Source organism: Microbulbifer regidiadema (SeqCode), assembly GCF_052466995.1.
In genome coordinates this window covers 4,558,566-4,572,036 of sequence record NZ_CP174297.1, presented here as the reverse complement: position 1 = coordinate 4,572,036, position 13,471 = coordinate 4,558,566, and the positions used below count along the sequence as shown (strand labels likewise).

Annotated in this window: 9 protein-coding genes; 2 read left to right on the top strand and 7 right to left on the bottom strand. The window is 54.0% G+C overall.

The annotated features are described in order from the left end of the window. Positions 1–139: 139 nt before the first annotated feature. The 5 genes from ACJJIK_RS20020 to ACJJIK_RS20000 form a co-directional block, all read right to left on the bottom strand. Complete coding sequence (locus ACJJIK_RS20020; protein WP_444943686.1) at positions 140–2,236, bottom strand: CapA family protein; 2,097 nt, start codon at positions 2,234–2,236, stop codon at positions 140–142. A gap of 58 nt (positions 2,237–2,294) precedes the next feature. Continuing rightward, entirely contained in the window at positions 2,295–4,046 is a 1,752-nt protein-coding gene (ggt, locus tag ACJJIK_RS20015; protein WP_444943685.1) for a gamma-glutamyltransferase, read from the bottom strand. A gap of 26 nt (positions 4,047–4,072) precedes the next feature. Next, positions 4,073–5,395: a hypothetical protein gene (locus tag ACJJIK_RS20010; RefSeq protein WP_444929981.1), complete on the bottom strand. Its 1,323-nt coding sequence runs from the start codon at positions 5,393–5,395 to the stop codon at positions 4,073–4,075. 97 nt (positions 5,396–5,492) lie between these two features. Next, entirely contained in the window at positions 5,493–7,244 is a 1,752-nt protein-coding gene (ggt, locus tag ACJJIK_RS20005; protein WP_444943684.1) for a gamma-glutamyltransferase, read from the bottom strand. Positions 7,245–7,407: 163 nt separating this feature from the next. Further along, a complete protein-coding gene (locus ACJJIK_RS20000) occupies positions 7,408–10,272 on the bottom strand; it encodes a TonB-dependent receptor domain-containing protein (RefSeq protein ID WP_444943683.1) in 2,865 nt (954 codons plus the stop codon). A gap of 242 nt (positions 10,273–10,514) precedes the next feature. Here ACJJIK_RS20000 and ACJJIK_RS19995 point away from each other — a divergent pair, with 242 nt between their 5' ends. After that, entirely contained in the window at positions 10,515–11,408 is an 894-nt protein-coding gene (locus ACJJIK_RS19995) for a LysR family transcriptional regulator (protein ID WP_444929978.1), read from the top strand. Between the two features lie 66 nt (positions 11,409–11,474). Here ACJJIK_RS19995 and ACJJIK_RS19990 read toward each other — a convergent pair whose 3' ends face one another. Further along, on the bottom strand, positions 11,475–11,966 hold the full coding sequence (locus ACJJIK_RS19990) for a hypothetical protein (protein WP_444943682.1): 492 nt from the start codon (positions 11,964–11,966) through the stop codon (positions 11,475–11,477). A gap of 11 nt (positions 11,967–11,977) precedes the next feature. Then, a complete protein-coding gene (gene gltS / locus ACJJIK_RS19985) occupies positions 11,978–13,183 on the bottom strand; it encodes a sodium/glutamate symporter (RefSeq protein ID WP_444943681.1) in 1,206 nt (401 codons plus the stop codon). Here gltS and ACJJIK_RS19980 point away from each other — a divergent pair. Then, on the top strand, positions 13,176–13,385 hold the full coding sequence (locus ACJJIK_RS19980) for a hypothetical protein (RefSeq protein WP_444929975.1): 210 nt from the start codon (positions 13,176–13,178) through the stop codon (positions 13,383–13,385). The two genes, gltS and ACJJIK_RS19980, sit on opposite strands and share 8 nt — an antisense overlap. Positions 13,386–13,471 lie beyond the last annotated feature (86 nt).

Below are 13,471 nucleotides of genomic sequence, written 5' to 3'. Positions count from 1 at the left end.
CGAGTGATAGCGCCAATTCTTACACGGCACCCAGTTCAATCCGACGAAAAAGACCTATCGCTGCTCGCAGACCTCGAGTCGGACAGCAGCCACAGCGCGAAGTAGAGACCTCAAGAGAGTAAGCCCGAGCACAAGAGACTCAGTGGCGCGGGACCTCCGGCTGCAAATCCACTGCTGCCTCACCCTGGGGCTCCAAGGCCAACGCATCGATATTGGTAACCCCATCGCCCAGTTGTGCACAGGGGGCGGTTTTATCCCAGGCCACCCAGGCCAGGTCATCGAGGGTAATAGCCTCGCCCTCGGCAACAGCTGCCTGCAAGCGCAGGCGATAGCCTTTAACCGCCTGTTTGTCCAGCGGCGGGAAGTCGACTCGAAACGCCTGCCAGTCGTCCCCGCCGATTGCAACAGTGCCGAAACATTCCCGCTCCGCAGACGCCAACGATTGTGAGAAGGCGCGCTTGCGAGGGGCGTATTCCAAACAGACTTGTAGCGACTGTGGCTGCGTCGAGCGGGCGTAGCCGAGCAGCGAGTGAGATGCCTGTGGCGCCGCCTCCACCAACCGGTGAAAGCCACGGGTAACCGCCCCGGCAAGGCCGCCGCTATCTCCGCGCAGTACCATCGAGTGATCTCCCGAACGGGCAGTTCCCGCATCGATACTACTGGCGGGGGACAGGCGCCAGGTGGAAGGCTGCCCAGGCAGCAATCGATCGGATTCAAAATCACCGGTCACCAACAGATCGCGGCCGCTGGTACAGCTCGCCTGTGGGTCAATCCCCTCGAGCGCCGGCAATTGCTGTTGCCAGGTCAGCGACAGCTTGCCCGCCCACAGGCCCGGTGTAGGCGCCAGCGGAGCAGTGCCAGCGCTCGGCGCCTTGCGGGCTCGTTTACCACTATCCGGCAAAATAACCCCGTGTCCGCCACTGGCCGACAGAGACAGTCCATTTAGAAAGGATTGATGCTGTAGGCGGCGGAGAATATGCTGCCGCACAGCCCCAACCGCAGGTGTGGGCTGATAGTGCTGAATATAGAGCGGCGCCACCTCAGCCCGCACAAACTGCTCGCCATCCATCCATACGTACAGCAGCGCAGATCGGTGGGTCTCCTGAAAGTACTGATCAAATAAAAAATTGCCCAGGGAGTAGGCGATAAGCTTGCCCCGATACAACTCAAAGCCGTGCAGCACATGAGGGTGATGGCCAATAACCAGATCGGCCCCCCGGTCAATGGCCAGCTTCATACGGCGCTGGCTGAGTTCAGTGGGCGCGTAACTGTACTCTTCACTGCCGTGATACTGCACCACCACCGGGCGCTGCTCGGCGGCTTCGCGGGCCACTGTGCGGGCTATATTCACTTCACTGCCGAGGGCGGCCCCGGCTTTTTCTCCCTCGGCCACCTGATTGGGGGAGAAGTTACCGCGCCAGCCCACAAAGCCCAATAGGCTGTATTGCTGTGAGCCCCCTTGCAGCAGAGCGCTCTCAAGCGCCTGGGGCTCATTCAGCCCGCCCCCTGAAAATTTCAAGCCGCTCTCCCGCAGGGCGTCGAGCGTGCTTGTTACCCCGGCATCGCCAAAGTCATACAGGTGATTATTGCCCAAAGTGACGTAATCGATGCCCGCCCATTTTAATGCCGCCAGGGTGAGCGGACGGGAATAGAAAGTGACACTTTTCGGCGTTTCCGTGCCGGGCTTATCACCGACCAGAACCGCTTCCAAATTGACTGAAGCGATATCCGCATCGACAAGATATGGTTTGATCGGGGCCAGCAGCTGCTTAAACTGTGCGGCATCACTGCTCTCACGCAGCAGGGGCTTGTCCCCCTTTAGCGGCTTGTAATAACGCCGCCCTGTCATTAAGTCACCCGCAAAAGCCAACATCACCCGGCCGGGTTTTCGGGCCACCAGGGTAACGTCGGGAATTTTTCCATCGCTGAGCGTTAATTCATGGGCGGAAAAAGTATGGGTTAGGGGGTAGTAGCCGGCCGCAGAAAATTTAAGCTGATAGATATTTTCGGCAGCCAGCGTCAGGCGGAAGTTGCCCTTGCGGGTAAAAACCACGCCATCATTATTATTGATCTCAACCCCGGTAATCGCTTTACCCTGCTCATCCACCACTCGCCCAGTAATAACCGTATTATGCGCTGCGGTTTTGGCAGACAGCCCGGTCGAGAAGATTATACCGGCCAGTAGCAGGCTAAAAACCTTGATTAATTGGTGGCCCTTTCGCCCTATCCCGTTCATCTTCCCCCCCCCCCACAGCCGATGGCTTTTTAGCGTTATAAATTTACCCGCGCTGCGCTTATTGCACAGCTACTGTTCCAGCATCGGGACGGCGGGGATCAGAGGCACCATAAAACAATCCCTCTTTCCACATAATGGACTGCACACTGCCCATGGCCCGACCCTGTTTCACCTGCTGCCCTTTTTGCAGCAACAGTTTGATGGTATCCGGACTAAAGCCAGGCTCCAGTTCCAATTGGTCCGGCAGCCATTGATGGTGAATTCTGGGCGCGTGGACCGCATCGGCAATATTCATTTGGTGGTCCATAACATTGACCAATACCTGCAACACCGTAGTGATAATACGACTGCCTCCCGGGCTGCCAGTTACCACGTAGGGTTTGCCCTCGCGAAATATCATGGTCGGTGTCATTGAACTCAAAGGGCGCTTGCGCGCGGCAATGGCATTGGCCTCCCCTCCCACCAGACCAAAGGCGTTGGGCACACCGGGCTTCGCGGAAAAATCATCCATCTCATTATTCATCAGAATACCGGTACCGGGGATCACGATTCCGGAACCGTAGGAAAAATTGAGGGTATAGGTATTGGACACCGCATTGCCCTGCGCATCCATAACAGAAAAATGGGTGGTGTCAGGGCTCTCATAGGGCGCGGGGTTGCCCGCGTGGATTTTTGCCGAGGGAGTCGCGCTTGTCAGCGAAATACCCTCGGCCAATTCCCGCGCATAGGCTTTACTGGTGATGCCGGCAATCGGCACGGCGAAGTGATCCGGATCGCCCAGGTGTTCACTGCGATCCGCGTACGCGCGCTTCATGGCCTCCGCCAGTAGGTGGGTGGCATCGGCACTGCCCGCACCCATTTTGCCGATCGGAAACTGCTCCAGGATGTTGAGCATCTGAATAATATGGACACCGCCGGAGCTGGTGGGCGGCATTGATATCACCTGATAGCCACGGTAATCGGTGGAGACCGGCTCGCGCTCTTGCACCCGGTAGTTGGCTAGGTCATCGCGGGTAATCAGACCACCCCCCGCTTGCATCGCCGCAACAATTTTATCGGCGATTGCGCCCTGGTAAAAAGCCTCCGGACCGTGTTTTGCCAGCTGTTTTAAGCTCCACGCCAGATCCTTTTGCACCAGTACCTCGCCGGGCTCGTAGGGAACACCGCCGCGCTTGTAATAGGCTTTGGCTGTGGCCGTATTGGCCGTGAGCCAGGCCTGGCGACTTTTCAGGTTCTCGGCCAAATCATAGGAGACCACAAAACCTTTTTCTGCCAGTTCTATCGAGGGAGCCACAACCTCTTGCCAACTCATGGTGCCGTATTTTTTCAAGGCATAGGCCAGCCCTGCCACAGTGCCAGGCACCCCCGATGAGAGATAACTGAAGCGGGCTTTTTGGGTATCTACATCGCCCTCGGGATTCAGATACATATCCCGGTGAGCCGCCGCCGGTGCCATCTCGCGATAATCGAGCGCCAGTACCTTGTCTTCTTTGGCCAGGTAGACCAGCATAAAGCCACCACCGCCAAGGTTTCCGGCCCTGGGTAAAGTTACCGCCAGGGCAATGCCCGTAGCCACGGCCGCATCTACCGCGTTGCCGCCCCGGCGAAGAATGTCCGCACCAATTTCACTGGCCAGCTGGCGTTGGCTTGACACCATGCCACCAGTGCCGATTACCGGGTGGTGAATACTGTCATAGCGGATAATCGCTGCGCTTTCATCCACATGACTTGCCGCCTCACTCGTCACAGATACGAGCAGCAGCGTTGTCAGCAGAAATGATGATATCAACTGTTTGCTTTTCTCAACCATCAACATAACTCTTCTCGCTCTTATTTTTAACCCACGACCTGCATCATCTCGCCAAGCGTTTGCGCTGCCCGATATTGTTCAAACTGTACCGAGCCTGCCGCGCTAATTCGATAACCGTAAACCGCCGGTGCCGGTAGGGAGTTATAATAAAATGGATTGGAAAAATAATACGCACCGGTATCGTGGAGCATGACATAATCGCCACTGTCGAGCTTTGGCATTACCCGCCGATTGGCGATGACATCTCCCGAGAAACAGCAGGGGCCGGCAATATCCTGCTCGATAAAATTCTGTGTCTTACTGGCACCGCGACTATCGAAAGAGGATAAGCGCAGAGGCCAGGCCTCCGGCATAAAAATAGTGCGCGCGGCAATCTGGGCACCGGCGTGAGTGGTGACAATATGCCGTCCACCACTGTTTTTGGCGTATTCCACCCGAGATAAAATACAGCCATTTTTCGCCATCACCGCGCGGCCAAACTCGGTTTTCACTTTAAACTCGCCCGTGAATAGCGCGGGAACTTGCTCTTTCAGGAAGTCGGCGTACTGACGGTAGGTGGGTGTCACTTTATCACTGTAAAAATTCACCCGCAGACCTCCGCCAATGTCAATTGAACGGATACGCTGCTCTCCGGCGCGTTTGTTAATCTCCTTGGCCAGCGCCACTACCTTGGCGATCCCCTCCGCCATCAGATTAAAGGGGCAGCCCTGGGAGCCAACATGGGTATGGATCGTATTGAGCCAGGGGTACTTCAAATAGTCATTGATAATACGCTCACGATTACCGTAATCATCAAGGGCCACACCAAACTTGGAGTGTAGCCCTGCGGTACTCATCGCTTTAATCTGACCACTGCCCACTTGAGGGTTAATTCGATAGCCCAACTCGCCGCAAGTTGGGTCATTGCCCAGGATCTCTTGCACCCGCGCCATTTCATCGAAATTATCGATATGTAAAGTGGCACCCAGGGATAATACCCGGCGAATCAACCCGAAGGTTTTTGCCGGCTCATCAAACACAATCTGATCGGCAGTAAAGCCCGCATTCAGTGCCTGCTCCAGCTCACCGGGACTTGCCGTTTCGGCACTCATGCCGAGTTTTTTCAGCAGCTTTAATACCGCCGACATACCATTGGCCTTCACCGCAAAATGATGCGTAAAGTGTTTTGGAAAAGCCTGATGTAAAGACTGTACCGTGTGCTCCACCCCGGCAATATCCACAAAACCGACCAGCGGTTCCTCTGCACTCAACAGCCCCTGCTGAATTGCTGCTTTTGTCAGCAGCTCATTGGCGGGGTTTACGGCAACAGCATCGGTTGCATATTTATCAACAAATTCATAATCATTCATTGCAATCCGCTCCCCCTAATTAACGCTTTATAAAAAAGCAAAAATTATTATTCACTTGATATATTCCCGGGGCTCCACCCCAACAAACTGCTTTTATTTAATCCAACCCAACGGTTTTGGCATTGGGCCGGCGGGGGTCTGAAGCCCCAAAATAATAGCCATCGTGCACCATAATCGATTGGCTGCTGCCCATAGTGCGCGTCTCCTCAACCCTGTGCCCTTTGGCCCGCAACAGCGCCATACTGTCGCGGTTAAAACCCGGTTCAACCTCGAGAATATCCGGCAACCACTGGTGATGAATACGCCGCTCATTGGTGGCCTCGGCTATATTCATTTCATGGTCAATGACATTGCTGATTACCTGTGTCACCACATTGATAATGCGGCTGCCACCAGGACTGCCCACCAACAAAAAGGGCTTGCCCTCTTTCAGCACGATTGTCGGTGACTGTGAACTGACCGGGCGCTTACCCGGCTCCAGCCGATTTGCCTTGCTTGCAGAAAAACCTGTCGCACCCTCAACATCCGCCTGCACAGAAAAGGTATACACCTGGTTATTCATCAATATCCCCGTTCCCTCGACCATATGGCCGGTACCAAACGAGTTAGCCAGGGTGTAGGTATTGGATACCGCATTACCTTCGGCATCGATCACCGAAAAGTGTGTGGTCGAGGGGCTTTCCTCTGGCAAGCTGTGTCCGCCGAGCTGCTCCGACGGCGTTGCGCGGTCGAGTTTGATCGTTGTGGCAAGCTGGCCTGCGCGCTTTTTATCGATCAACCATTGCTGTGGAACCGGGTAAAAATCCGGATCGGCCAAGTGCTGACCGCGATCGGCAAAGCTGCGCTTCATCGCCTCGGCCATTACGTGGAAGGTCTGTGCGGACCGCCCCCATTGCGTCAGAGGGAATTGCTCGAGAATATTCAGTGTCTCAATAATCGCCACACCACCGGAACTGGGCGGCGGCATAGAAACAACCTGGTAGCCACGGTAATCACCCACCACCGGGGTTCTGTACTTCGCGGTATAGCCTGCTAAATCTTCGCGGTCAATATGGCCACCCTGCCGCTGCATAGCAGCAACAATTTTGTCAGCAATGGCCCCCTGATAAAAAGCCTTTGGGCCATGTTTGGCAATTTGCTCTAACGACCAAGCCAGATCAGCCTGAAGCAGGGTTTCTCCAGCCCGATAGCTGCTGCCATCGGCCTTAAAATACGCTTTCGCGGTAGCGGTATCCTGTCGCAGCCACTCGCTTTTGGCCTGCAACAGCTGAGCCAGGTCGTAATTGACCACAAAGCCCTTGGCAGCCAGCGTAATCGCCGGCTGTAACAACTGCGACCAACTGAGCTTACCGCTACCGTGGTCCCGCCACGCCCGATGTAAACCGGCCACAGTGCCGGGAACACCTATAGCGTGCCAGCTGCGGCTGGTCGCTCTATTTTTGCTGCCATCACTGTTGAGAAAATCTGCGGCCGAAACACCACTTGGGGCCGTCTCGCGATAGTCGATTGCAACCGTTTTTTTACCGTCGGCGCGGTGGACCAACATAAAGCCACCGCCACCCAAATTACCCGCTCGCGGCAGTGTCACCGCTAGCGCAAATCCGATGGCAACCGCCGCGTCCACTGCGTTGCCACCGACCTCTAAAATCTGCACACCGACATCGCTGGCCAGTACATTTTGTGTGGCCACCATCGCGCTGCGCCCCACCACCGGATGAAAGACATCCTCATAGCGAACAATCCCATCCCGGCCCATATTGTAAGGACCACTGGCGGCAAAGTTGAGAGGAGACAACACGGCGAGCAGCATCGATATCAAGCTGGCAACTGTATGCTTACGAATGGTCAAAACTACAACCTCTTCTTATGTTGTCGTCGTCACTGATTGTATTTAAGGAGTAGAAGGCTCTATCGGATACACCGTCAAAATCTCGCTGATAATGCCGGCTCAGACAGAGCTTCAAGAAAAAAGGGGGAGTTACTCCCCCGTTAAAGTCCAACAACAAAGCGCATTAAAAGTTCTTTGCCACATCGAGATAAACATAGCGGCCGCGATTGGAATAGAGGCTGCCGAAATAGCCCATTTGCTCATCGGCAATATCTGGCTCTTCATCAAAGATATTATTCATACCCACACGAACCCTTAGGCCATCTCTCATTCCGCCGGTAAAGCGGTAGTCCACATTTGTGTTAACCGTTGTATAGCTATCGATAGGCAGTGCGGTATCAGGTGCCGCAGTATCGCTGTCAGCCAGGGTACTGGTATCTGTCACAGCACTGGTGTACTGGGCAAAAACACCCGCGCCCCACTGACCCTGACGCCAGTTCATCGACATGGTGGAACGCCAACGGGGGCGGCCATCCTCGCCGATCAGACTGCCGGCATTGCTGGCCACCTCTCCGGCATCAATCAGGATTTGCATTTCCTCACTGGGGTCCTGATCAAATTTAATGAGATAAGCACCGTTCCATTTCAGATCAAAATTGCCGATGTCGGTATCGAAGGAATACATCGCACTAACGTCTACACCGCTGATATCGCGCGGGTCCAGATTGAGGTATTCATCCAGGAATAAAATGGGTTCACCCACGGAACCATCGCTGGTTTCTGCGCGAATAACATTGGGGTTGTAAGAACCCTGCTCACGCAGCACCGCATCCAGCGCCAGGCCATTGCTCGCACCGAGAATACCCACCACACCCTCTTGTCTGATATCCCAATAGTCAGCGGTAAAGGTGAAACCATCAAATGGTGTTAAGACAAAACCGTAAGTGTGACTCCAGTTTTCCTCCGGCTGTAGATCGGCATTGCCCAGACGCTGCTCTTCCAAGCCCACCGATTCTCCGGTCACCGGGTCGGTACGGGTATTCACCACCGATACGGCGCCCTGGTGCAACTGCATCAGGTTGGGGGCACGGAAGCCCTCGGAGTAGGCACCGCGAATTTGAAACCAGTCGTTGACGTACCACGATAGGGCCAACTTAGGCTTGGTCACACTGCCCACATCCGAGAAGTTTTCATGGCGTAGCGCCAGCTGCATATCCAGGCTGTCTACCAGAGGTAGGTCGCGCAAGAGTGGCACCAACATTTCGGCATACAGCGACATCACCCGACGCGAGCCGCTGGCATCCGGCGATGCACTGCTGCCCATAATGTCACTGACATTCACCAGCTCACCGGTCACCTCATCGGTAAATTGGATAGTGCCATCGGAACGGTCATCACGATTCTCATCAAAGCTCTCCTCGCGCCATTCAATACCGGCAGCCAGGCCCACATCCCCAGCCTGGAGACTGAACAGATTAGCATTGGAGACTTTGAAATCTGCCAGAGCCAGGGTGGTTTTACTCTGTCTTTTTACATTGATACGGAAGGTATCCAGTACCTCCTCGGAGTTGGGCGTGGGGTCGGTGAGACTGGTTGGGTCATCCACATCGAGACCGCTAAACAGGTTGTAGGCATCTTCGGTATCGAGCATCAGCGACTGCTGAAATAGGCTGTGACTGACGCGGTTATCGGTGCTGTCTATGGTCTCGGCCTCACTGTAAACCAAGCCGGTATCCCAATCCCAATCACCCCAGTTACCGCGCAAGCCACTCACAAAACGATAGCTGGTGTCGACCACATTAATCTTGCGCAACCCAACGTCGTAAGGGGTGAAGGTTGTCAGCGTAAAGCCGAGGCCCTCATCCGGTACATTCTCATCACCGGCAGGCACAATTCGATTGGGGTTGAGGGTACCATCATCAAAATACACGGGACCAAAGGGGTTCCAGTAGTAATCTGCCGGCACTTCAAAGCGGCTGTTGGAGAGCAGACCGGCCGCTTCACGCACCCGATCGACCTCCGCTCGGTAATAGCCCAGCTCGTTATAAAATTCCGAGCCATTCGCCAGCTCATGGGTCAGGAAACTAAATAAATTGATCCGCTCAGAATCTGGTGACAGCATCCGCACAGAGTTTCGGTTGCCGCGCAGTGCGCGGTCGCCACTGCCATCATCCAGACAAATATCAGAATCACTCAGCGAGTAGGAGCAATCACTCGCGTCGACACTCGATCCGTCGTCCTGCACCAAATCGGTTGGGCGCACATGCAGCAGACCCAGGTCATCAAAGTCAAAAGCGCCCCAACCGTGGATGCTTGAGCGGTTATCAAGGCTGGTATCCCCCTCAAACAGAGAGTCGCCAGTAAAAAAGCCGCGCAGGTCGGAATTGGCCGAATAATCGCGCTCGCTCGCATAAAAACCGTTCTTGTTATAGTAGGTTCCAGTCAAGTTCAGCTTGGTGGCACCGTCATTAAACTCAAAACCGTTAGCGCCATTCACTGTGACTTCATCGAGTTCAGTGCCCACTGAAGAACCGTAGCGCACATTGAGCACAGCGCCGTCGTAGTCCTTCTTCATCACATAATTAACCACCCCGGCAACCGCATCCGCCCCGTACAGTGCGGCAGCGCCATCGCGCAATACCTCTACCCGTTCCAGGCCATTGACTGGCAGGGTATTGGAATTCACAGTCACCACTGGAATATAGTTTTCGGTCTGCGTGCCCGGGTGCAATACCATGCGACGGCCGTTTAACAGCACCAGAGTATTGCCGGTGCCGAGGCTGCGCAGGTTAATAGAATTAACATCGCCACGCGCCGCATTTACCCCGGTCGTCACCGACTCGTTAAAACCAACTTGTCCCATCTGCGGAATAGAGCGCAACAACTCATCCCCAGAAGCCGCCCCCATGAGTGCAATATCCTCCTCGCCAATAACCGATACCGGCAGAGTACCTTCGACATCGGCCCCCTTGATTTGGCTACCGACGACAGTAACCTCCTCAAGCGCACTAGACTCAGTATTTTCCTGCGCCACGGCCAAAGGTGCCATTAGCAGAAGTGAGCAACTGGATACTAAATTTTGCCTGAAAAGTGAGCTGAGTTTAGATCGTTTTAAAAATGCCATTTCAATCCCCTCTTATTTTGTCGCTGTTGTGGGAAAGTGTTTTATTCGGCCCTGAACCCGAACCGTAATTATGCTGAAAATATTTTTATCATCTATTGACTTTAATTAACCCACGTATAACCTGTGTCTATTACCCAAAGCTTTTATAACGATAATATGGGTCTGAAATGCGCCTCCGTCATATTGAAGTCTTCCATGCCGTATACAACACAGGCTCCATCTCCGATGCAGCCAAATTACTGAACGTATCTCAGCCATCGGTCAGTAAAGTATTGAGTCATGCAGAGATGCAGCTCGGGTTCAAATTATTCCTGCGGGTAAAGGGGAAACTGGTCTCCACTTCCGAAGCTCACTCGCTTATCGAAGAAGTTCGCAAGATTTACCAGCAAATCAACGCGATCAAGAAAACGGCGGAGAATTTAAAAGAACACACTCACGGCCATATTCGCGTGGTTTGCATGCCTGCATTGGGCCTGAATCTTCTGCCGGATGCGATTAAGCACTACCACAAAAAATTTCCCAATGTGACCTTTGACGTTAAAACAAAACACTACGATCAAGCGATAGAGTCAATCTACGAATACGAAAATGACTTGGCCTTGGTATTTACTGACCGCAACCATCCCAGCATTGAAGCCATAGAAATTGGAACCGGGCAACTGGTGCATATTGCTCCGGCAGACTCGGCCAGCAGCGAGCGAGAGCAGATTAAACTCAGCGATATCGATAAAGAAGGGTTTATCTCAATCTCCAACACCGGACCCCTGGGCGATCTATTGAGCCAGCGCTTTTCTGCTGAAAATATTATGCCTAAAACCTCCATTCAGGCACAGACTTACTACCTGGCCAAAAATTTGGTGGCGCGGGGACTCGGTTTTTCTATTTTTGATGAGTTTACCGCTGCGGCAGATAATCGTGGCGAGGTGGTCAGCACGCCTTTTAGTCCGCCGATAGAATTTAAACTGAAGTGCTTCCATCACGCCAACCAACCCCTGTCAAAAACGGCCGCAGACTTTGTTGAACATATCAAAGAGGCCTTTATCGCTTTGCGCGCCAAGTAACCCCACAATCAAAAAATCACAATAGCTCCCGTATCATGTAACCCGCGAGGGGTCACCGTCCAGGCATCAGTCAGCTGCCGGTACTGGGGCGGTGCTCAGGACCACGGCCGATTCCTCCGCTGGAACCGCAGACCAGCCGTTGTCACCCTGCCGATAGAGCGCAAAACCGTGCACCGAAATACTATCCCCCGGCCGGTTGCCACTGGCCTCCAGCCCCTCAATTCCCCTCTCCGCCGCGTTTAACAACTGGTGCAGGGGGCTGCGCCCCTGGCCATTCCAAGCCGCAAAACGCCACTCGCGGCGCAAGCGCAATTCCGCGTGATAATAAACCACCCATTGATCGCGCTCGCCGGCAGTATTGCCCATCCACGGCTGGGTGCCGTAACGCTTAAAGTGCTGCACCTGCCACAGGCCATCGCCAAAGGCGCTGTCGAGCTGTACCTGCAAATTGTGCTGCAACTCTGACAGAGCCGGCCCTCTGGAGCAGCCGGACAGTAGCACTGGCAACAACAGGATAAATATCCGTGCGCTACAGCGTTTTTTCAAAAGACAAATCACTCGCAACCCCTCTAAAACATCCACGACAAGCCCATAAAGAGCTGAATAACCAGGGCGTTGGTAATATCGATAAAAAATGCTCCCACCAACGGCACGACCAAAAAGGCCTGTGGCGATGGCCCGTGGCGCGACACCAGAGCCTCCATATTGGCAACAGCGGTGGGAGTTGCCCCCATCGCAAAACCACAGTGTCCCCCGGCAATGATGGCGGCATCATAGGTTTTGCCCATCACCCGAAATGTCACAAAATAGCAAAACATCATCACCGCAATCACCTGAACACCGATAATCAGCAACATAGGCCCAGCCAGGCTAAACAGCTCCCACACCCGCAAAGACATCATCGCCATCGCTAGAAAAATCGACAGCGACATAGTGCCCCACAGATCAACACAGGCAGTGCTGACCCGATAGCGACCGCTAAAATCCAGCAAATTGGTAACCAGCACCGCCAGTAGCAGCGGTATTAGAAAAGCCGGAATGACCAGTCCGGCCGCTACCAGCAAACCGTGCAAGCCACTCCCGGCCAACATGCACCCGACGAGTAAAAACAGGGTCTCCATCATTCGCCGTGGAGTGACCGTATCTTTGTCGTCAACATCGTAGGTCACCATATTATCGCTATGGTCTTTGCCTTGACTGGGCTTAAGGTTGTGCTTGCGAATAAGCCGCTCGGTTACCGGTCCGCCAATCAAACCACCCAGCACCAGCCCAAAGGTCGCCGTTGCCATGGCGATTTCCAGCACCCCCTGTAGGTTGTAGATATTGCTGAATAAATCCGCATAGGTAGCGCCATTGCCATGGCCGCCCGACAGGGTGACCGAGCCCATCACCAGACCAAACAGCGGATGCATATCCGCCGACTTGACCATCAACACCCCAATAAGGTTCTGCACTATCAGCATCACTGTGGCCACAGCCAGAAACAGCACGACTTTGGGGCCTCCCTTAATCAATAGTTTGACACTTGCCGCCAGACCAACGGTGGTAAAGAACATCACCATCAGCGGGTTTTTCAGGCTCATATCAAAAGAGAAAGAAATATCAAACAGCGTGTAACCGAGGGCCGCGAGCAGTGAAAAGATCAGCCCGCCCACCACCGGTTCGGGAATACTGTTGCAGTTCAAAAATGGGATAGCGTGCGACAGGTAGTAGCCGACGATCAGGATCAGCATTGCGATCAGCAGGGTGCCGAGAAGAGATACCTCAATGACCATATTTTCATTATCTTTCTTTAATACGACCGAAGTAGTCGAAGTGGCAACAATGACACCATCTTACACAACCTCAATGCCCGGCGATCTTTCCAATTTCGCCCGCCCCATAGCGCCAGGTTATGCCTGCCCCAACCCCGCTTCACGACTCACCGGCCAGCCTCTCAACCCCATCCGCTTTTACCCCAGAGCCGCCAAGTCATAAAAAATTCCGCTATAAACACTGGGCGCCAGTGGGCTTTAGTCTTAGAATGCCCCTCCACCTGAAGTGACTGACCGTTTTGCGGTCAC